Here is a 20119-nt window from a genome sequence, read left to right as displayed (position 1 = left end):
CCGGCCCGATGACTGCGCTGCGGTCGCGTCAGACCTGCGGCGTCTCGATGACCAGCCCGGCCACGTCGACGCCGATCGCCGCGGCCTGAGTGGTGAAACCACCGATCATCAGGGCTGCGGCGGCCAGGACGGTGGCAAGACGACGAGCTGTGCGCATGGGACAACTACCTCTCTGTTGCGCTCACTTGAGCGTGATCAGGACACGAGGTGGCTGCCCTGCGCCATGTGACGCGATGCGGACACACCCGGAAGGTCCCTCAAGAGTTGGAAAAACCCGGCGTGGCGTACATGAAAAGCCGCGTACACCCGAACGAGTGAGCCGTCGGGCTCGGGATCAGATCTGGTCGTCCGCGAGCTCGGCGACGCCGGTGATCCGGTGCAGCGGATACGTCCGCACCTCGTCCGCGGTGTGGTCGTACGCCGTCACGAACCCGCCCTCAACCCGCACCGGCGCGATCACCCGCTGAGTCGCGGAGCCCTCGGCGTTGACGTACCCGATCCACAGCGCCTCGCCGGTCAGGACGGCGGCCTGCATGGTGGCGAGGGTCTCGGCGGAGGTGGTGCGGGGCAGCTCACCGCCCGTCACCGCGGCGGGGTTGCCGGGGGCGGCGGGCTTGCGCGGTGTCGTGGAGGCGAGGTCGCCCGCCCGGATGGCGCGGATCGCGGCCGTCAGCAGGGTGGCGTCCGGCGTCGGCGGGCCGTCCGGGACCGGCTCGGGCGCCGTGCGCGGCGGGGTGCGGTGGGCGTCCGCGCGGGTGATCAGGACGTCACCTTCGGCCGACTCGGCGGCCGGCGCGAAGCCCATCGCGCGCAGGCCCTCCAGCAGCGCGGCCGGGTCCGCCTGGGCGGCCAGCACCGTCGGCGCCAGGCGGCGCAGGCGCAGGCCCGCGGACCGCTTGTCGGCGAGGATCTCGTTCAGCACCGCGTCGTCGTCGCAGCGGACGTACGCCGACGCGGCGCCCACCCGCAGATGCCCGTGCCTGCGGGCCACGTCGTCGATCAGGTACGCGAGCGGCTGCGGTACCGGCGTGCGCGCATGTTCGGCGAGGAAGGCGTGCAGGTCGGAGGCGCTGCGCCCGGCGTCCAGCGCGCGCCGCACCGACCCGGGCGTGAACCGGTACACCGTCGCGCCGCCCTTGGACTCCACGTCCGCGAGCACGTCCAGCATGGCCGCGAGCGGGCGTTGCAGCGGCCCGGGTGCCACGGCCGTCAGGTCGGCCTGGAGGAGAACGTGGTCGAGCGGCTCGGGGAGGAGCGGGGCGAGGAGCCGGGCAGCGGTGGCGGCGGCGGTGGCCTGCTCGGCGGGGGAGAGAGGCTCGGGGGACGGGGCCGGGCGGTGATGCACGGGGAGCTTGTCGCCGGGACCGGCCGGTTCCTCGGCCACGGGCTCCGGCAGCGGCATCCCCAGCAGCGCACGCCCGTGCCCCGACAGCGCCCCCCGCCCCGTTACCCCCAGCATCTCCGCCTCGCCGAGCGTCCACTGGGCGAGGCGCCCGCGCAGGTCGTCGTCCCGCTGGGGTCCGCGCAGCGGCCGTTCCCAGCGCAGCCGGGCCAGTACCGACTCGGCGGACGGCGACGCGCCCTCCGGCAGTCCCGCGAGGAGGGTCAGTACCCGGTGGCGCACCTCGGGCGCGGCCGAGCGGTCCAGGCCCGGGCCCAGCGCCGACAATGTACGGTCCTTCGCGTCCCGCCCGCCGATCACCCCCGATGTGCGCGTCGCCGTCAGCCATGTCTGCGCCAGCAGTGCCCAGCGCTGCGCGGCGGGCTGCTCCAGCCACTCGTCGTAGGCCGGGGTCGCCGCGTACCGCTCGTCGGCCTCGCCGTCGGAGGCCAGCAGTCCGGCGGCGTAGGCGAGCTCGATCCAGAAGGCGGCCAGGGGCTCGGAGACGTCGAGGGCGACGGCGGTGCGCTTGAGGTCGCGCACGCTCAGGCCGCCCGCCCGCAGCACCGTCGGACCGCCCTCGTCCCAGTCCTTCAGCAGCTCCTCGACGGTCGCCAGCGCCGTGTACGCCTGTCCGGCCGCCGTCGCGTCCACAACCTGTGGACGGTGCGTCGCGCTCGCTTCGACCGGCGGGGGCAGCGGCTCGGTGGTGCGGTGCGCACGGCCGGCTCGCAGATGCAGGGCCACCTCGCGGGGGAGTACGACCGTGCCCGGAGCCGTCGGGAGCAGGAGGCCGCGGTCCAGGAGCCAGCGCAGGCGGGGCGCGGGGTCGGCGGTGACCTGGCCGTACGGCGGCCCCCACACGAGCCGGGACAGGACCTCCCTGGACTCCTCGGGTGCGCCCGCGAGCAGGGCCGCCATGCGCCGCCGGTCGCCGAACAGGGCGGTGAGCGACGACACCGCGGACACGGCGTCGTGGGTCGAGGGCAGCCCGGCCGTCGTGACGATCTCCTGGATACGCCCCGGCGACATGCCCGCGGTGGCTTCCTGCACGGTCGGGCCCAGTCCGGTGGGGGACGGGTGCTGCGGCGAGGGCGCCAGCAGCTCACGTGCCGTACGGACGAGCCGCAGCCGGTCGTCGGCGCCCCACACCAGGGCCTGGTCGCGCAGGGTCGCGAGGGCGTGCGGCAGCGCCCCGGCGACCGCTGGATCGCCCTCGTCACCGGCCATCAGAGCGAGCAGCTCGTCGTACGTCGCCGGGTCGCCCGCCACCGCCAGAGCCTCCGCCGTCTGCAGCGTGCACCGGTCCAGCCGCTCCAGCGCGCGCACCACGGAGGCCCGGGTGCCGGCGCGGGTCGCCAGCTGCGTGAGATCGGTGGGGACGGGGGTGATGAGATCGGGCCGGCTGCGCAGCAGCACGGCCAGTGAGGCGTCGTCCCGCACGCGGAGGGCTTCCGCGAGGGAACGGGGCGGTGCAGCCGGGTCGCTCATCCGACCAAATCTAGCGGGTGGCGGCCGGAGCAGGGGGTGTGCGGGCCGCCCGGATCGCCGCCCCATGGGCGAACGGAACGTTTCGCAAATGGCCTCCGGATGAACATCATCCGGAGGAATCCGGCACCCCTGGCAACACGTCATCCCCACTCGTCACCCTGGGCTCCCGGTCAACTACTTCACGGCTCAATGGAATTGGGGGTTCCAGCGGTGAGCGAGCAGGTCGAGCAGTGGATCGCCATCCTGAGTCTCGGGTTTCCCGTCGCGGCATTCCTGTGGGAGTTCGCCATCGTCGGCCGCAAGCGGCTTGGCTACCGGGTGCAGATGGACACCCTCGCCGCGGACGACACGCAGTCCGAGCACGCCGAGATCCTGGAGCAGTTGCAGCGCGACGGCCACCGGCTGAAGGACCCCTCGTTCGTGCTGCTGCGCATCGAGAACGCCGGGTCCGCCCCCATCGAGGCCAGTGACTACCTGACCGACGAGAACGACCCCAGCGGCATATGGGTCACCTTCCGCCGCCGGCAGGTCGCGGGGCTGGTGGTCACCGAGCTGAGCCAGCGCGAGCTGCGCCGCTTCTTCCGGCGCGGGGCCCCCGGCTTCGGCTTCCGCAACAACCCGTCCAGGCGCGAGGGTGTCATCGAACTGCCGAAGGTCAAGTTGCCCCGGGGCGCCGAGTACAAGGTGCTGGTGATCCTGGAGAGCTGGCAGGGCGACGACAGCGCCGACCCCTTCCCCAAGCCGGACATCGTCGGCGCCGTCGGCGCCGACCGGCGCTGGTTCGACCCGCTGGTGAAGGTGTTCCGATTCAAGCTGGCCAGGACCGAGAGCCATCTGTTCGCCTCCCGGCCGGCCTGGTTCGCCATCGCGTTCCTGACGGCGGCGGTGGCCCTCCAGGCGTTCTTCACGCTGTTCCTGCGCGAGGAGCGCAGGCCTCCGCTGGACTGCGTCGGCGGCACCCTCAGCCTGCACGGCTCCACCGCCTTCGCGCCCGCCGTGCGGGCCGCCGCCGAGGACTACCTCAAGCGGTGCGACGGGGCGGGCGTGTCGATTCCGCTCGCCGACGACACCTTCAAGGGCAGCACCGACGGTGTGACCGACCTGGACCAGGCCGGCAAGAACGCCGGGATCCAGGTCGGCGACGGCCTCGCCGACCACATCGCGTTCACCGACGGGCTCGCCTCCGACGGCCACCCCCGGCTGGTCCCCAAGCCGGTCGCCTTCTCCGTGTTCACCCTCGTCGTCAACAAGGACGCGGGCGTGGAGAACCTGCGGCTGGCCCAGATCCGCGACCTCTTCGCCGGCCGGGTGACGAACTGGTCCCAGGTCGGCGGCAACGACGTCCCCGTCCACCTGATCAACCGCGACCCCGGCTCCGGCACCCGCAGCACCCTCGTCGCCAAGGTCCTGGACGGCAGGGAACCGCCCCAGTTCACCGTGACGGACTGCGCGGCCCTGAAGTCCGGCCGGTACGGCCGCTGCGAGGTCACCAGCACCGACACCATGCTGAACACCAGCGCCTCGACGCCCGGCGCCATCGGCTACAGCGAGGCCACGGGAGTCGCCGGCCACAAGGCCGCCGACCGGCTCGTCAAGCTGAAGATCGACGGCCGGGAACCCACGGCGGAAGGTGTCGAGGACACCAACTACCCCTACTGGCAGACCGAATTCGCCTACACCTACGGCGAGGCGCCGGCCGGCTCCGTCGCGGCGGCCTTCCTGAACTTCCTCACCCAGCAGAGCGGCCGCGACATCCTGCACGAACACGGCCACGGCCTGTGCTCCGAGGCGCAGGACGCGGGGGAGTGCCGGCCGGTCTGACCCGCACCGCACACCCTGCGCTGCGCTAACGTCGTTCCCCACGGGGCTTCAGCACACCCACCCCGGAGGGGACTTCGTGGGGATCGAGAGCGACCAGGTCGTCTACGAGTATCTGAGCCGCGTCGGTGACGTGGCTCAGCAGCGTCAGCTGCCGTCGGCCACCCGCATGCGCCTGGTGAACGAGTTGCGCGGCGAGATCGACCGGCGCCGCGCCAAGGCGGCCGTCGACAGCCCCGCCGCGGTCCGCCGCATCATCGCCCGCCTGGGCACCCCGGACGAGATCGTCGCGGCTGCCGGGGGCGGCGCCCCCGCACCGCAGGCACCGGCACCGGTCACCTCCGTGCCCGTACAGCCGGCGGGCCGGGACGAGCACGCCGAGCCGGAGCGCCCCAAGGGCCTGCGCCGGCTCGTGCCGCGCCCACGGCCCGCCGAGGCCCCGACGGCCCGCGACGACGCGCCCCCGCCGCCCCACCTCGCGAGCACGGCCGACCTCGGGGGCAGCGCGCTCCAGCCGGACTGGTGGCGGGTGGACAGCAGCCCCTTCGGGCCCGGCGACGACGTCCCCGGCTTCGTCGGCGGCGTCGAGATCCCGGAGATGCTCAGGCGTCCGCCCTCCAAGGAGCAGGAGGAGGCGCGGCTCCGCAAGAAGGAACCCGTCGAGGAGCCCGAGGAGGCCGCTGAGGAGGCGGCCGACGCGGACGCCCCCGCCCCCCGTCGCCGCCGCCTCTTCCCGCGGCGCCCGACACTCCCCACCAGCCGCTGGAGCAACCCCCTCCTGCTGCTCTCCGCCGCCCTCCTCGTCGCCGGCGCCGTCCTCGGCAACCTCATCGTCCTGCTGCTCGGCTGGCTCATCGCCTGGGGCTCCCGGCGCCTGAGTGACGCCGAGACCAAGTGGGCGGTCGTGATCCTGCCCGGTCTCGCGCTCACGGCCGGCGTCGCATGGCTGTGGGGGCGCACCAACGGCCGCTGGGGCGACCCCATCGCCGAGGGCCACATGAACGCCGCCCTCGCGGACACCTGGCCCTGGGTGCTGCGGGGGGCGGCGGTGGCGTCGGCGCTGTTCATCGTCTGGCGGTCACAGCGGGAGAAGTAGGCGTCCGCGAGGTAGGCGTGCGCGAGGTAGGCGTGCGCGAGGTGCGGACGCAGGATGGATGCAGGTCACACCCACTCGGTGTCTGCCCCGCCGCGGGCCTGGGCACAATGGCGCATATGGCCTCCTCGACCTCGCGCCCGCTCACCGTCGGCTTCGACCTCGACATGACCCTGATCGACTCCCGCCCCGGCATCCACGCCTGCTACACGGCTCTGGCCGAGCGCACGGGGACGTACATAGACGCCGACCTGGCGATCACACGGCTCGGGCCGCCGCTGGCGGAGGAGTTGGTCAACTGGTTCCCGGCGGAGCAGGTTCCGGCCATCGCCGACCAGTACCGCGCGATGTACCCGACGATCGCGATCACCGCGACCCCCGCCCTGCCGGGCGCCCGTGAGGCGATCGCCGCCGTACGGGCCGCGGGCGGGCGCGCGATCGTCGTCACCGCCAAGTACGAGCCGAACGCCAAGCTGCACCTGGAGCACCTCGGCATCGAGCCCGACGCGGTGATCGGCAACCTCTGGGCCGAGCAGAAGGCGGTGGCCCTGCGCGAGCACGACGCGGGCGTCTACGTCGGCGACCACGAGGGCGACGTCCGCGCAGCCCGCGCGGCAGACGCCCTGTCGGTCACGGTGGCGACGGGGCCGTTCAGCACGGAACAGCTGGGCGCGCTCGGCGCGGACGTGGTCCTCACGGACCTGACGGAGTTCCCCGGCTGGCTCGCCCGCTACCTCGAAGCGCCCCGCGCCTGACGCCGTCCGGCCGCGACGGACCGCAGTACGCCGACACCGGCGACGAGGAATCCGACGCCCATGAGCATGCTCAGTCCGAACATGTAGGTCGGAAATGGCGTCGTACCGAGCAAAAACGGGGCCACCGTGACCAGAGTGGCCACGGCACCGATGAAGAACACGACCGCACCGGCACGGATCAGTCGGTCGCCGGGAGCCGCGGAATTCGTTTGGGTTTTGTCACGCACCGGACCAGGGTAGTTCCCTGCGCGAAGGAACAACCGGGCGACGTCTTGTCACCGGCTCCGGGAGCATTAGCCTTGGTAGCGGCGGGTCATGGTCGACCCGCTGTAGTGCTATCAAGAGCCGTTTTCAGAAGCAGTTTTCCGACGAGTACGAGGACGAGGACAGACGTGCCTACCGGCAAGGTCAAGTGGTTCAACAGCGAGAAGGGCTTCGGCTTTCTCTCCCGCGACGACGGCGGTGACGTCTTCGTCCATTCCTCGGTCCTCCCCGCCGGAGTCGACGTACTCAAGCCGGGACAGCGAGTCGAGTTCGGGGTGGTCGCCGGTCAGCGCGGTGACCAGGCCCTCTCGGTCACCATCCTCGACCCGACCCCCTCCGTGGCGGCGGCCCAGCGCAAGAAGCCGGACGAACTGGCGTCCATCGTCCAGGATCTGACGACCCTCCTGGAGAACATCACGCCGATGCTGGAGCGGGGCCGCTATCCCGAGAAGACCGCCGGCAAGAAGATCGCCGGCCTCCTCCGCGCGGTGGCGGACCAGCTCGACGTATAGCTCTCACGGACCCCTGGAATTCCTGGGGGAAATCCAGCACCTCCCGGCCGAGGGGCGACACCAGCCCCTCGGCCGCCGCACGTCCGGGCAGCCCGAGCACGGCCGCGGCGGGTGAGGTTCAGGGGAACGACAGCGCCTCGGGCCCGAGTGCGGGTGTCAGCCCTTCCGCCGCCGCGCGCGTCAGCAGGCCCCGCACGGCCGCGTAGCCGTCGTCACCGAGGTCGGCCGTGAACTCGTTGACGTACAGGCCGATGTGCTGGTCCGCGACGGCCGGGTTCATCTCCTGGGCGTGCTCCATGACGTAGGCCCGGGAGGCTTCCGGATCGTCCCAGGCGGCTCGGACGGAGGTGCGGATCGAGTCGGCCAGGAGGGTCAGCCGCCGCTCGCCCAGGGAGCGCTTGGCGATGATCGCGCCCAGCGGGATGGGCAGCCCCGTGGTGGCCTCCCAGTGCTCGCCCATGTCGGCGAGCTTGTGCAGCCCGTAGTTCTGGTACGTGAAGCGCGCCTCGTGGATGACGAGCCCCGCGTCGACCTTCCCGTCCCGCACGGCGGGCATGATCTCGTGGAACGGCATGACCACGATCTCGCCGACCCCGGAGGGCAGCGTGTCGGCGGCCCACAGGCGGAACAGCAGATACGCCGTCGACTTCTCGCTCGGCACAGCGACCGTACGGCCGCTGAGGTCCACGTCCGGTTCGCGGGTCAGCACCAGCGGGCCGCAGCCCCGGCCCAGCGCGCCGCCGCAGGGCAGCAGGGCGTACTCGTCGAGGACGTACGGCAGCACGGCGTACGACACTTTCAGCACGTCGAACTCGCCGCGCTCGGCCATGCCGTTGGTGATGTCGATGTCCGCGAAGGTGACGTCGAGCGCGGGGGCGCCGGGCACCCGGTCGTGGGCGAGGGCGTCGAAGACGAAGGTGTCGTTCGGGCAGGGCGAGTACGCGATCCGCAGGGTCTGTCGCTGTTGTTCACCGGTCATGTGGTTGCCAACTCTCCAGGACGGGCGTGAGCTTCCCGAAGGCCTCGGTGAGGGCCGTCAGCGCGTCGCCGATGCGCCAGGCGGCGCGGTCGCGCGGGCCGACGGGGTTGGAGACCGAGCGCAGCTCCAGCACGGGTGTGCCGTGCGCGGCGGCGGCCTCGGCGACGCCGAAGCCCTCCATGGCCTCGGCCAGGGCGGTGGGGTGGCGCTCGCGCAGTCGCGCGGCGCGGACGGCGGTGCCGGTCACGGTGGAGACGGTCAGGACGGCACCGGTGCGGGCACCGGTGGCGGCCGCCGCTTCCCGTACGAGTGCTTCGGGCGGACGGTGGGTGACGGTGCCGAAGCCCAGCTCGGTGACGGGCAGGAAGCCGTCCGGGGTCTCGGCGCCCAGGTCGGCGGCGGTGATCTCGTCGGCGACGACGAGGGAGCCGACGGGGGCGTGGGGCGCGAAGCCGCCGGCGATGCCGGTGGAGACGACCAGGCCGTAGGGCGCGCCGTCGCGGGCGGCCGTGGTGAGGGCCGACGCGGTGCTGGCGGCGGCCCGGGCAGGGCCTACGCCGACGGCGACGAGGTCGATGACCGGCCGGCCGTGGCCGGCCGCGCCGGGCGCCGGGCCGGCGGACCCGAGCAGCACCCGCCCCTCGTCCGCGGCTGCCGCGAACGCCCGGGCCACCGCGTCCCGCTCCACGGGGACGGCGGTGGCCACGAGCACGTGCGGCCCAGCGGCAGGGATCAGCTGTCCTTCTTGAGCTTGAAGGACCACAGGCCCGTCACGTCCCGCTCGCCCTCCTTGATGGAGACCAGCGTGGAGTCGCCGCTCGCGCCGTACTGGGCGTTGAAGAACACGCTGCCCGGGACGGTGCGGTACGTCTTCGTGCTGGAGTCGGTGAGCGGCTGGCCGTTCATGAGGATCGTCCAGCCCTCGTCCGCGATCTCCGGGTCGACACCGAAGCGCACGGTCTCGTCCGGGTCCACCTTGATGGACTCGATGCCCTTGTCCTTCAGGCAGCCGGCCAGGTCCGAGGTCTTCACGACCTCGCCCTCACCACCGCAGGTGGCCTGCGAGTGGACGGAGGAGGTGCCTACGGTGACCGTGGCCAGCGGCGTCGGCTTGTCGCAGGCCGACAGGACGAGCAGTCCGGCGGAAACGGCGCCGGCGGCGGCGAGCGCGCGGCGGCGTCGCACTTCGGATTGCAGCGTGGTCATGGGCGAAGGCTATCGGGAGCGTGTGACGCTCTCTCTACGTGGGGGGCGGCGTGCCGTGGGCCGGGCCGGCGGACACAGCGCGTCACGTCACGCGCGGCTGGCTGTGGCCGCCGTGCGGGGCCGAGCCGATCATGCCCTCGACGCCTGTCGGGCCATCAGGCGTTCGATGGTGGTCAGCCGGCCGGTGGGCCCGGGGAGCCCCTGAGCGGCGGCACGATGCCGATGGCGGTACGCGGGGGGCGGCGTGCCGTGCGCCTTGCCGGCGGACGGATCGTGTCAGCTCACGCGCGGCTGGCTGTGGCCGCCGTGCCGGGCCGAGCCGATCAGGCCCTTGATGGTGGTCAGCCAGCCGATGGCGACGATCGTCGCGCCGACCAGCAGGCCCAGGGAGCCCTTCAGCGGCAGCACGATGCCGATGGCCCCGCCGAGCACCCAGGACACCTGCAGCAGCGTCTCAGAGCGCGCGAAGGCCGACGTACGGACCAGTTCGGGCACGTCCCGCTGGATCAGCGCGTCGAGGGACAGCTTGGCCAGCGCCTGGGCGAACCCGGCGGTCGCCGCGAGGAACGCCACCACGACCGCGCCGAAGAAGGCCGCGGCCGTGAGCGCCGCCAGCAGCACGAAGGCCACGACCGTCACGATGATGATCTCGGGCGACCGGGAGCGCAGCCACGCGCCGACCGCCGTACCGCACGCGTTCCCGACCCCGGCCGAGACGGCCACTATGCCCAGCGACACGGCCGCGCTCTGCCCGGACATCGGGTGCTCGCGCAGCAGGAACGCCAGGAAGAAGATCAGGAAGCCGGAGAGGCAGCGCAGGGCGGCGTTGGCGCCGAGGGCGTGGGTGACGGCGATGCCGACCGTGCGCAGCCCGGGGCGCTTGACCGGGCGCCGGTGCGGCCCGTGCAGGTGCTGCTCGTCCGCCGCCAGCAGCGCGGTGTCCTCGCCCTTGGCCGAGTCGACCTTCGGCGGCAGGGTGAACGACAGGATCGTGCCGGCGACGAAGATCACGAAGGCGCCGTACAGCGGATAGCGCGGCCCGAGCGCCTGGAGTCCCGCGCCGATGGGGGCGGCGATGCCGGTGGCCAGCAGGCCGCCGAGCGTGACTCTGGAGTTGGCCTTCACCAGGGAGAAGCGCGGTGGCAGGAGCCGGGGCACCACGGCGCTTCTGACGACGCCGTAGGCCTTGGAGGCGACCAGGACGCCGAGCGCGGCCGGATACAGCTCGATGCTGCCGGTGGCGACGGCCCCGGCCAGCACCAGCGCGAGCATCGCCCGGGCGAACATCGCGCCGGCCATCGCGGCGCGGCGGCCGTGCGGGATGCGGTCGAGGAGGGGGCCGATCACGGGCGCGAGGACCGTGAACGGCGCCATGGTGATGCCGAGGTAGAGCGCGACCCGGCCGCGGGCCTCGTCGGTGGGGACGGAGAAGAAGACCGTGGAGGCGAGGGCGACGGTGATCATCATGTCCCCGGCGCCGTTCACCGCGTGCAGTTCGATCAGCTTGCCGAGGCCGGACTCACCGGCGCCGTGCGCGTGGGTGGCCTTGCGGATGCCGCGGGCCGGGCCGGTGAACGGGAAGCGCAGGGCACGGCCGAGCGCGCGGAGGGAGCCGCGCGTCCGGCCCGTCCCGCCACCTCGATCACGGCCGCCCTTGCCGCCACCGATGCCGGTGGCTCCTTCGGGCTGCCTCGCGGTTGCCACGACGCAATAGTGCCCCGAGATGGGGGTGGGTAGTGCGGTTACGGCGCGTATGGAGGGCAGGGACTCGGATGGGCACGGGGCAACCGATGGCCCGGTGGCAAGGGTTCCACCACCCGCCGCGAGCGGTGAAAGGGCCGTCGGTGTAGGCCCAGCGCCCGCGAGCAGGTAGCGTGCGTATCTCAGCCATCCCGCACAATGGATGACGTAGGTGCGCCCGAGCGTGATTCGGATGCGGACGTCGACGCGGCCCACAGGTCCGCTCCGTCTGCTCCATCGCCTCAAGGCACCGCACCCGAGAGACGGCGTAGGAGAGAAGCGATACCTGTGAGCGCAGCGACAACGCGAAGCCGCACCCCCGACCGTCTGTGCGCCGAGGCGGTCGACCTCGCCCGCAGTGCCGCCGAGGAGGCCGCCGCGCCCGGCGTCGTGGGCGAGCACGCGAGTCTGGTCTCCGAGGGCGACCGCGTTGTCACGCACTTCTTCGAGTGCAAGGAGCTCGGGTACCGCGGCTGGCGCTGGGCGGTGACGGTGGCCCGCGCCTCCCGCGCGAAGGTCGTCACGCTCGACGAAGTGGTCCTCCTGCCGGGCCCGGACGCCCTCCTCGCGCCCGAGTGGGTGCCGTGGAGCGAGCGCCTGCGCCCCGGCGACATGGGACCGGGCGACCTGCTGCCCACGGACGCCGAGGACCTCCGCCTGGAGCCCGGCTACACCGGCGAGGACGAACCGGGACCGAATTCGCCGTTCTCGGAGGAGATGGCGGAACTGGCCGAGGCGGAGGACGCGGACGTCACCGCGACCGCCCCCGCGAACCTGCCGGCGGCGCCCTCCCGCGGCTCGATCGCCGCCGTGGCCGAGGAGCTCGGCATGCGGCGTGCCCGGGTCCTGTCCCGCTACGGCCTGCACGTCGCCGCGGACCGCTGGGAGGAGTCGTACGGCGCCAAGACCCCCATGGCCCAGGCGGCCCCCGCCTCCTGCGTCACCTGCGGCTTCCTGGCCCCGATCGGCGGCTCCCTCGGCCAGGCCTTCGGCGTCTGCGCCAACGAGTTCTCCCCGGCCGACGGCCGCGTGGTGTCGCTGACGTACGGCTGCGGCGGCCACTCCGAGGCCGCGGTCATGCCCAAGCCCCCGCGCCCGGCTCCGCCGGTGATCGACGAGACCCGCGTGGACCCCTTCCCGCTGCGCCCGGCGCCGGACTCGGGGTCGGTGTCGGTGGGGGCGGACGGGGACTCGGGGGAGCTGGGGCACTCGTAAGTACGCGCTGAGGAGCCGGCGACGGCTTCTCTTCCCGCCCGAGGTCAGGGCACGAGGTTCTTGAGGTCGATGCCGGTCGGGAACGGGACGGCGGCCTTCAGACGCTCACGGTGGATTCCGGTGGCCACGTACGCGCCGGTCATGGTGTCGAGCTCGTAGATGTGGACGGTGGGTGCACCGGCCTCGTCCTCGACGCGCCAGAAGTGGGGGATCCTGGCCTGTGCGTACTTGAAGGGCTTCAGGGACCGGTCGCGGTCCGCGGACTCCTCCGAGACGACCTCGATGACCAGGGCGACGTCGGCGGGCGCGTACCAGGTGCGGTCGGGGTCGTATACGGCGGTGGTGACCAGGATGTCGGGCTCCGGTCGGCTCTTCTTGTCGAGCCGGACGGTCATCTCGCGCTCCGTCTCGAAGCCCTCGGGCGCCGCTTGCCTGAGCGCGAAGGTCAGGTTCTGCACCAGCCGGGAGTGCCAGGACCGCTGCGGCGACAGCATGAAGATCAGGGCTCCGTCGATGAGTTCGGTGTGCCGCGGTGCCTGCGGGAGGTGGTCGAGGTCGTCCGCTTCCCAGCCGCTCGGCCTGGGCGGGATCATCCAGTCGGGAAGTTCGGCGGTCACGGCGTCCTCACAGGCGCTTCAAGGGAGCGGCGGTCAGAGGTTCTGATCCCGGGTCATGGTTACGGCCCGAACGCCTGGCATCGGCGTAGTTGATGTCCACATTCGACGACCGGCGCCTGAGGGGTGACCCGGACGGAACGGGTTCAGGCGGCGGCCAGGGGAGTGGTTCGGCAGTCACGGCATGCTCCTGGGGTGGGTGAGCGGAAGGCGCGGTCGCAGTCTTCGCAGGTCTGCAAGGGGTGGCGAACGGTCGGTGATGGCGCTGGGGCGCGGAACGGGGGTGGGGGCGGTAGCTGCGCGGTCAGGCGGTGGGCCAGCAGGGCCGCCGGTCGGCACAGGGGCTCGGGTGGCAGGTCGGTGGTCAGGGTGTGGCGTACGGCGGTGGGGCTGACGTCGCGCTCCAGCCAGGCGGCGACGCCGGGGGCCAGGTGGGCCGTGTCGTGGGCGGAGAGCAGTAGGCGGGGGTCGTGGCGGCGGAGGTCCGTGAGGAGGTCCGTGGCTGTCCGGAGGAGGTCGGGGGCCGGGCAGGCGGGCTGCGGTACGGCGGGGAGGGGCTTGCGGGGTCCCGGGGGTTCGCTTCTTCCCGGTCGGCGCGGCCTGGTGGTCCTGCGTACGGCGGTCACCTGGCTGGTTGCAGGAGATCGTGCGGGTGACGATGCGGCCGGCGGGAGTGCGTTGGCGTTCGCGGCGCAGGTAGCCGTGGGCTTCCAGCTCGCGCAGGGCGGCGGCGATACGGGTCGTGCCCTCGGGGAAGCGGGCGGCGAGGGTCTTGATGTCGACGCGGGCGCCTGCGGGGAGCGACTGGATGTGGACGCCGAGCCCGATCGCGAGACCCGACAGCTCCGGGTGCTGGGCGAGGTGGTTGCCGATCACCGTGAAGCGGGTGGTGTGGCGGGCGTTGTCGTGGAGGAGGCCGCCCGCGTGGGGGTGGTTTTTGCCCGCGATACGGGACTGGGCGCGCGGGGGCGCGCTAGGGTTTTGGGTGTCCATCGGGAAGGTTGGCTTCCTTGGTGGTCAGGCCCTCGCACTGGGATTGCCGTCCCGGCGAGGGCCGTCGTATGTCTGCGGTTGTGTTGCGGCGAGCGTAAGGCAGGCAACCTGCCCCGAATCCAGCCGAGTTGGTGATGTTCACCCGGTTGGGTGAGTTTGCGCCGTGGGCGGGAGGGGTGGGGCTTGGTGGGGTTCTTTCACTGGTTTGTTCCTTGAGGGAGACCGCCCGCGCCACCGGAGACCGGGTTTCCGGGTTCCGGTGAGAGGGCGACTTCGGCCCAGACCGTCTTGCGTGGAGGCAGCCCCGGTGAGGTGCCCCAGCGGTCGGCCAGCGCCTCGACGATGGTGAGTCCACGGCCGGACTCCGTCTCGGGGGCGGGGTGTTGAGGGTGCGGGAGTCGGTCGCCACATGTGTCGGTGACTTCGATACGGAGGGTGCCGCCGACGACGTACAGGAGCAGCAGGAAGTCTCGACCGGGGACGCGGCCGTGCGTGACCGCGTTGGCGGCCAGCTCGGCCACGATGTGCGCCGCCGGGTCCAGCGGAAGTCCCCAGCTGCGGAGTTGCTCGGTGGCGAGGAGACGGGCCAGGCGGGCGCCGCGCGGGGTGGGGGAGAGCTGCACGCTGAAGTTGCGGACGGAAGTGGCGAGTTCGGGGGATTTCTGCGTCACGTCACTCAGCGTGGTGGTGCGTGCTTACTGTGACCAGTGACTCAGCGGGTGCGTACGGTGACTGTCCGGAGCTTGTCCGGTGGTGTCCGGGCTGTCGGGGCGTTGGGTGAGGGTAGGGCGCTGCTGCACGGTGGCGGTACGACGGAGGGGTACGGGATGTTGGTCGAGGCGGACGCCGGACGGCTCAAGACGGAGGCGGACGAGCCGGGCTGGGAGGTGGATCCGGACGACGAGTGGGGGATCGCGGTCATCGCGACCGTCGGCCGGCAACTGAAGCTGCGGCGGGAGGCGGTGGGGATGCGTGCCGCCGAGTTCGGGAGGGCGGTCGGGTACGGGGAGGACCTGGTCTACAAGATCGAGGGTGGGAAGCGGATTCCTCGGCAGGAGTATCTGGACAAGGCCGATGAGGTGTTGGGGGCCGGGGGGCTTATTGCGGCGACGTGGGAGGACGTGCAGAAGGTCCGGTATCCGAAGAAGGTGCGGGAGCTGGGGACGCTGGAGGCCAAGGCGGTCGAGATCGGCGTGTACGAGTGCAACAGCGTCCACGGGCTGTTGCAGACACCGGAGCATGCGCGTGCCTTGATCGAGGCGGCCCAGCCCCCGTATTCGCTGGACGACGTGGAACGTATGGTGGCTGCTCGCCTCGCCCGGCAGTCGGTCTTCGAACGAGATCCGGCCCCGTCGATTCACTTCGTCCTGGAAGAGGGGCCGCTGCGACGCCCGCTCGGAGGCACAATGGTGTGGCGACAGCAGCTCGAACATCTGCTGGAGGTGGGGCGGTTGCGCAACGTCACACTTCAGGTAATGCCGACACACGTCGAGGTCCATTCAGGCTTGGACGGCAGGATCGAGCTGCTGAAGTTCGTGGACGGTACGGCAGTCGGCCGTTCCGATGGGGCGTTCAACGGTCGTCCGGTCTCTGACCCGCGGCAACTCCGCATCCTTGAACTGCGGTATGGCACCATCCGGGCCCAGGCCCTCCCTCCATGGGAGTCGCTGGCCTTTGTCGAGCAACTGCTGGGAGAAACATGATCCGCAAGGCCTCTGCCTGGGACGCCTCCGAACTGGCGTGGTTCAAGAGCAGCTACAGCAGCGGCAATGACGGCGAATCCTGCGTCGAGATCGCGATAGCACCCCGCACCATCCACGTCCGCGACTCCAAGTACCGCGACACCAGCCCCCGGCTGGCGCTCGCCCCGCAGGCCTGGGCAGCCTTCGTCGCGTACGCGTCCGAGGGCTGACCCCCCGAAAAGCGAGTGCACGCGTTCGAGCCGGTGGGATACGTTCCTGCCTGTTCGAAGGGGGAATCTCGTGGCGAAGCTGAATCAGATCATCGCTGTCGAAAAGGGTGTCAAGAGCAAGTCGCTCCAGGACATCACCGCGGCGCACCACAAGGTACAGAAGCCCGCGCTGCTGGCCGGTATCTCGCGTACGTACCAGCCGAAGGACGAGGAGGGCGAGCAACTGCCGCCCGAGTCGACGCGTGTGCAGGTGCAGGCGGAGGACGTGCTGCGGGAGATGTCCGCGTCGCTGACCCGGCTGTTCGACGTGACCGCCACGAAGGACTGGGCCAACTGCTCGGCACGCGCCGACGTCACGGTCGACGGGCGGACGGTCGTCGCCGACGTTCCGGTCAGCTACCTCCTCTTCCTGGAGAAGCAGCTCACCGACCTGCACACCTTCGTGAAGAAGCTTCCCACGCTCGATGCCGCCGAGTCCTGGTCCCACGACCCGTCCACGGACTGGTGGAAGACGGACCAGGTCCGCACGATCCGTACGAAGAAGGTTCCGCGCAACCACGTGAAGGCGGAGGCGACGGAGAAGCACCCGGCGCAGGTCGAGGTGTACTACGAGGACGTGCCCATCGGGTACTGGACGACCGTGAAGTTCTCCGGGGCCCTTCCGGCGCGGCGGGTCAACGAACTGGTGGAGCGGGTCGAGAAGCTCCAGCAGGCCGTGAAGTTCGCGCGCGAGGAGGCCAACGGTGCCGAGGTCACCGACCAGCGGGTCGGCGACGCGGTGTTCGGCTACCTGTTCGGCTGACGCCGATCACGGGTAGCCTCCATGATCGCCCCTGCGTGCGAGCGCGGGGGTGCGCAACAGGCGCGGGCCGGGATTGAGGCCCGGTTCGCGTGATGAGCGCAAGCTGACACTGAAGTTCAGCCTGAAAGACGCGGTGACAGTGAAGGTTCGAGTCCTTCCCCCGGCACTACGAACCAATCCGGGCCGGGGTAGCCCAACATGGCAGAGGCAGCCGCGATCAATCTCAGACTCTCGCTCCAGTCTCAGCATTGCCGCCGATCGCCGGATCGACCGAGGCCGGACGAACGCCGTCGGATGCGAGTTCGAATCTCGCCTGCAGCTCTCTCGTGCTGCGGTAGTTCAAAGGAAGAACACGACGGCATGATGACTGATCCGACCTCTTAAACGCCGCCGGCGTGCGCAATTGGGTGGCATCCCCAGGGGCCCGGGAGCTGGATACGACTCCCGGGCTCCGCCACGTCCAGGTATCGCTACGCGGCAGTGATTCGCCGGCGGATCAGTTCCAGCCATTGCCGGAGTGACGTCCCGTCCGGCGGCAGAAGGTCGAGGCCCAGCGCTGTGGTTGCCGTGTCGAGCTCTTGATCCGAGGACACCATCGTGAGAAGTTCAGCGATTTCCTGTGCTGCCTGTGTGCGGGTTGCCGGATCGACTTCGCTGGCATATTCGTCGAGAGCCGCATCGCGAGAATCATAGAAGTATGAGAAATCTTGATGAAAGCGTCCGCCGAGCAATTGGCTCAACTCGGGGAATCGCTCATTCCATTCCCAGTTGTTCTGCGGGTTCATCTGGGGGACTCGCGATGGGTCTTCCAGGAACCGGTTGAGGTGGTCCCGAGCGATACGCAGGCAGTGCTCCACGCTGGTGCCCATCGGAGGGCGGATGTGCTGCAGGTTCTCTACGTCATCCGCGATCTCGTCGGAGAAGAGTCCGACGGAGAGCAGGTCGTCAATTTGATGGACAGCCGTTGACGCGCGCGCCGGGTCACGGGCGGCGATTCTGAGATATGAGGCCAGGCCAGGGCCCGGGGTCTCTGGAGTGTCGGAGAATGTGAAGCCGGTGTTCGCGTAAGCCTCCAGCAGCTCGCTGAGTTCGTAGAATCGCGGCTCTGGTGGGAGTGCCTGACTCATCGCTTGCTCCAAGAGTGGTTTCAGGGCATAGGGAACGAAGTGAGCACGCGGTATCCGGCTGCCGCCGACGAGTCAGCCTTTAGGACGACACGAACGCGGTTCACCCACTTCGTTGGCTGTCCGTGGGTGAAGTCGTACCGCGTGAGGTGGAGTCCTGTGGGCTCGCGAAACTTCCCCTCCAGCCGCAACGTTCCCTTCGCGCCATTGGCCAGCCAAGCAGATAACTTCCTTTGGTTTGCCTCGATAGTGAGAGTCTTGTCCGTAAAGTGTTGTGCCGCATCGACGTCAACGTAGCGTGAGTCCGACTTGAGATCCGGGTCTTCGCGGAAGCGCTTACGCATGCCCGCAATGGTCTTGTCGACGTGCCTCTCGATCGTATGAGCCTTGCTCTTGCCCCCAAGGCTCTTCCCCTCGTCACCACGGACGTCCGCCCGGTGCTCCGGCTTCTGACGCCCCTTCCTCTTGCTCCTCGGCCAAGCGTTGTAGTCCCCGCCGGACCCGTTCGATGCACCCAGCCCCATGAGGACGACGCCGGCCGTACCAAGCACCCCGGCGCTGAGCGCCGCCTCGGCCGTGAGTGCGCCGACCATCCCGCCTCCGGCCAGCGCGAAACCTCCCGGAGGAAACAGGGCGAGCAGCGAGAGCAGGAGGAGGGCGAAGCCGAGGTGGACCAGGAAGGTGTTCAGGGCGTCGAGGAGGTGGAGGGTGCGGATGGTTCTGCCGTCGGGGCCCGCATCGCCGAGGCCGGCCCACAGGAGGAGGACGCCGGTGGTCGCCGCCCCCAGCGCCGTGCCGAGACGGAAGCGATGCGCTGCCAGCACTTCCCCCACGGGCTGTGCCGACGCCACTCGCCAGGTACGCAGCAGGACGGTGAGCTGGTAGGCGATCCAGGCCAGGGCGGCGATGCCGAAGCCCATGAGGATCTTCGGCCCCGCGCCGGTGCTGAAGTACTCCTGGAGTCCGGCGGTGGACGTGAACGAGCCGACGCCCAGGAACAGCAGCGCCGGGAGCATGAGCACGCACGGGATCAGCAGGAGCCATCGCTCGCGGGTACGCCGCGCCGCTCGGCTCGCCTTCAGCCAGGCGCGGATGTTCAGCGACTGCCAGGCACGCCCGTTGTCGGACGCGTCCATCCGGGCGGTGATCCCGGCGACCACTCGACGCAGGTCACTGGTTTCGCCGGGCGGCGTCGACTCGGCGGCTGCGTACAGCAAGGAGCGCCGCAGCCTGACGTAACGAAGGACGATCAGCAGGCTCCACGGCAGACGCCATGCCGCATACCGCAGCAGTGCTCCCAGGCTGTCGCCGTCGGCGCGTTCGGACGCGAGGAGTACGTCGGGCATGGTGCCCTTGGCGCGGTGGAGCCGGCGCAGGTCCGCGGCCATGGCGATGGCCAGGCACACGAGTGGCGCGGCCCATGCCGACCCGTTCAGGGAGTCCAGCCACTCCCTGGCCCCGGCGGAGTGCTCCTGCACCGCGTAGTTGTTCACCGTGTGGTGGGCGGCGGCAGCCGCGATCGGGAGGATCGACAGCAGGCGTATCCAGCCGTGCGCGCGCCACAGCAGCCCGACCCCGAAGCCGGCCATGGCCGTGAACACCAGGTGAGTGAACGTTTCCGTGACCGGAGGGCCGCCCAGGTCCAGCTGGCTGAACGGGGCCGGGAGCCACGACGTGAGCACCTGTCCCAGGCCCGGCACATAGGGCGGGGACAGGCTGTCGGGGACGATCCAGCCCTCGCCGCGAGGGATCGCCCGGTCCGCCTCCAGGCCGAACCGGAGAACCGCCTCCAGCAGCCCGAAGCCCGCCCCGAGAGCCGCGCCCACCACGACGAAGTCGGTCAGCCCCCACTGGCGGCGGACCCGCAGGCTCAGCCCCGCCAGCAGCAACGGGGAAACCTTGAGTAACTCCTCCACCCAGGGAGCGACCGTGTAGCTGGTCGTGTTCACCACCGTCACCAGCGACCGGCCCGACTGCTCCGCGTAGAAACGGGTGTAGGCGAACTCCACCAACGCCGTCGCCACGCCGCACCCGTACACGCCCACCGCAAGGGCCAGCAGCACGGTCGACAGACGCACCGAACGCGTCGGTGAGGAAATCGCGAAAAGTTGCAGAACGCCCCAGACGGCCGCCACCGCCATCACCAACGTCACGCCAGGCCCCCGATGCACCGGAACAACAATCGATTCGCGATAGTGAACGCGATGCTAGGCAGTCAAC

Annotated in this window: 19 protein-coding genes and 1 pseudogene; 8 read left to right on the top strand and 12 right to left on the bottom strand. The window is 70.9% G+C overall.

The window, feature by feature from the left end; genetic code table 11:
• Positions 1-28: 28 nt before the first annotated feature.
• Positions 29-157: a hypothetical protein gene (locus ACZ7L5_RS42620; RefSeq protein WP_328426903.1), complete on the bottom strand. Its 129-nt coding sequence runs from the start codon at positions 155-157 to the stop codon at positions 29-31.
• Between the two features lie 177 nt (positions 158-334).
• The gene (locus ACZ7L5_RS42615) at positions 335-2872 is read right to left on the bottom strand and encodes a helicase-associated domain-containing protein (protein WP_471524176.1); all 2538 of its coding nucleotides are present in this window, start codon (positions 2870-2872) and stop codon (positions 335-337) included.
• 210 nt (positions 2873-3082) lie between these two features.
• Here ACZ7L5_RS42615 and ACZ7L5_RS42610 point away from each other — a divergent pair, with 210 nt between their 5' ends.
• From ACZ7L5_RS42610 to ACZ7L5_RS42600, 3 genes are all read left to right on the top strand, one after another.
• Complete coding sequence (locus tag ACZ7L5_RS42610; RefSeq protein WP_471524174.1) at positions 3083-4693, top strand: substrate-binding domain-containing protein; 1611 nt, start codon at positions 3083-3085, stop codon at positions 4691-4693.
• A gap of 76 nt (positions 4694-4769) precedes the next feature.
• A complete protein-coding gene (locus tag ACZ7L5_RS42605) occupies positions 4770-5786 on the top strand; it encodes a hypothetical protein (protein WP_471524172.1) in 1017 nt (338 codons plus the stop codon).
• 107 nt (positions 5787-5893) lie between these two features.
• The gene (locus ACZ7L5_RS42600) at positions 5894-6538 is read left to right on the top strand and encodes an HAD family hydrolase (RefSeq protein WP_471524170.1); all 645 of its coding nucleotides are present in this window, start codon (positions 5894-5896) and stop codon (positions 6536-6538) included.
• On the opposite strand, the gene ACZ7L5_RS42595 is transcribed toward ACZ7L5_RS42600, so the two are convergent.
• A complete protein-coding gene (locus tag ACZ7L5_RS42595) occupies positions 6514-6765 on the bottom strand; it encodes a hypothetical protein (protein ID WP_467479551.1) in 252 nt (83 codons plus the stop codon). The genes ACZ7L5_RS42600 and ACZ7L5_RS42595 overlap by 25 nt on opposite strands.
• 165 nt (positions 6766-6930) lie before the next feature.
• Here ACZ7L5_RS42595 and ACZ7L5_RS42590 point away from each other — a divergent pair, with 165 nt between their 5' ends.
• Positions 6931-7314, top strand: a complete 384-nt coding sequence (locus ACZ7L5_RS42590; RefSeq protein ID WP_328426909.1) for a cold-shock protein — start codon at positions 6931-6933, stop codon at positions 7312-7314.
• A 118-nt stretch (positions 7315-7432) separates the two neighbouring features.
• Here the strand turns inward: ACZ7L5_RS42590 and ACZ7L5_RS42585 are convergent, their stop codons facing one another.
• The 4 genes from ACZ7L5_RS42585 to ACZ7L5_RS42570 all read right to left on the bottom strand — a co-directional run bounded on the left by ACZ7L5_RS42585 (position 7433) and on the right by ACZ7L5_RS42570 (position 11203).
• Complete coding sequence (locus ACZ7L5_RS42585) at positions 7433-8293, bottom strand: 1,4-dihydroxy-6-naphthoate synthase (protein WP_471524168.1); 861 nt, start codon at positions 8291-8293, stop codon at positions 7433-7435.
• Positions 8283-8999: a futalosine hydrolase gene (locus tag ACZ7L5_RS42580; protein ID WP_471524166.1), complete on the bottom strand. Its 717-nt coding sequence runs from the start codon at positions 8997-8999 to the stop codon at positions 8283-8285. The genes ACZ7L5_RS42585 and ACZ7L5_RS42580 overlap by 11 nt, the downstream gene beginning before the upstream one ends.
• A gap of 26 nt (positions 9000-9025) precedes the next feature.
• Positions 9026-9499 (bottom strand): DUF2771 domain-containing protein, encoded by a 474-nt coding sequence (locus ACZ7L5_RS42575; RefSeq protein WP_471524164.1) that lies wholly within the window; start codon positions 9497-9499, stop codon positions 9026-9028.
• A 276-nt stretch (positions 9500-9775) separates the two neighbouring features.
• A complete protein-coding gene (locus tag ACZ7L5_RS42570; RefSeq protein ID WP_471524162.1) occupies positions 9776-11203 on the bottom strand; it encodes an MFS transporter in 1428 nt (475 codons plus the stop codon).
• Between the two features lie 324 nt (positions 11204-11527).
• Here ACZ7L5_RS42570 and ACZ7L5_RS42565 point away from each other — a divergent pair, with 324 nt between their 5' ends.
• Complete coding sequence (locus ACZ7L5_RS42565) at positions 11528-12454, top strand: DUF3027 domain-containing protein (RefSeq protein WP_362388366.1); 927 nt, start codon at positions 11528-11530, stop codon at positions 12452-12454.
• Positions 12455-12498: 44 nt separating this feature from the next.
• On the opposite strand, the gene ACZ7L5_RS42560 is transcribed toward ACZ7L5_RS42565, so the two are convergent.
• The 3 genes and pseudogenes from ACZ7L5_RS42560 to ACZ7L5_RS42550 all read right to left on the bottom strand — a co-directional run bounded on the left by ACZ7L5_RS42560 (position 12499) and on the right by ACZ7L5_RS42550 (position 14732).
• Complete coding sequence (locus tag ACZ7L5_RS42560) at positions 12499-13047, bottom strand: Uma2 family endonuclease (RefSeq protein WP_471524193.1); 549 nt, start codon at positions 13045-13047, stop codon at positions 12499-12501.
• A gap of 167 nt (positions 13048-13214) precedes the next feature.
• Positions 13215-14061 (bottom strand): annotated as a pseudogene (locus ACZ7L5_RS42555) (helix-turn-helix domain-containing protein).
• A 197-nt stretch (positions 14062-14258) separates the two neighbouring features.
• Positions 14259-14732, bottom strand: a complete 474-nt coding sequence (locus tag ACZ7L5_RS42550) for an ATP-binding protein (protein ID WP_471524160.1) — start codon at positions 14730-14732, stop codon at positions 14259-14261.
• A gap of 156 nt (positions 14733-14888) precedes the next feature.
• On the opposite strand from ACZ7L5_RS42550, the gene ACZ7L5_RS42545 reads away from it, so the two are divergent.
• The 3 genes from ACZ7L5_RS42545 to ACZ7L5_RS42535 all read left to right on the top strand — a co-directional run bounded on the left by ACZ7L5_RS42545 (position 14889) and on the right by ACZ7L5_RS42535 (position 16775).
• Positions 14889-15764: a helix-turn-helix domain-containing protein gene (locus ACZ7L5_RS42545; protein WP_471524191.1), complete on the top strand. Its 876-nt coding sequence runs from the start codon at positions 14889-14891 to the stop codon at positions 15762-15764.
• Positions 15761-15973 carry a DUF397 domain-containing protein gene (locus ACZ7L5_RS42540; protein ID WP_471524158.1) on the top strand — a complete coding sequence of 71 codons (213 nt, stop codon included), beginning with the start codon at positions 15761-15763 and terminating at the stop codon, positions 15971-15973. Before ACZ7L5_RS42545 ends, ACZ7L5_RS42540 begins: the two co-directional genes overlap by 4 nt.
• A 70-nt stretch (positions 15974-16043) precedes the next feature.
• On the top strand, positions 16044-16775 hold the full coding sequence (locus ACZ7L5_RS42535) for a DUF7873 family protein (protein WP_471524156.1): 732 nt from the start codon (positions 16044-16046) through the stop codon (positions 16773-16775).
• Positions 16776-17245: 470 nt separating this feature from the next.
• Here ACZ7L5_RS42535 and ACZ7L5_RS42530 read toward each other — a convergent pair whose 3' ends face one another.
• Both ACZ7L5_RS42530 and ACZ7L5_RS42525 read right to left on the bottom strand, forming a co-directional pair.
• A complete protein-coding gene (locus ACZ7L5_RS42530) occupies positions 17246-17902 on the bottom strand; it encodes a contact-dependent growth inhibition system immunity protein (protein WP_471524154.1) in 657 nt (218 codons plus the stop codon).
• A 20-nt stretch (positions 17903-17922) separates the two neighbouring features.
• Complete coding sequence (locus ACZ7L5_RS42525) at positions 17923-20052, bottom strand: RNase A-like domain-containing protein (protein ID WP_471524152.1); 2130 nt, start codon at positions 20050-20052, stop codon at positions 17923-17925.
• Positions 20053-20119 lie beyond the last annotated feature (67 nt).

The sequence above is a fragment of the Streptomyces sp. NPDC107528 genome, assembly GCF_055639295.1.
The sequence above is the reverse complement of the archived record's forward strand: the minus strand, read 5'-3'. Positions and strand labels throughout refer to the sequence as shown.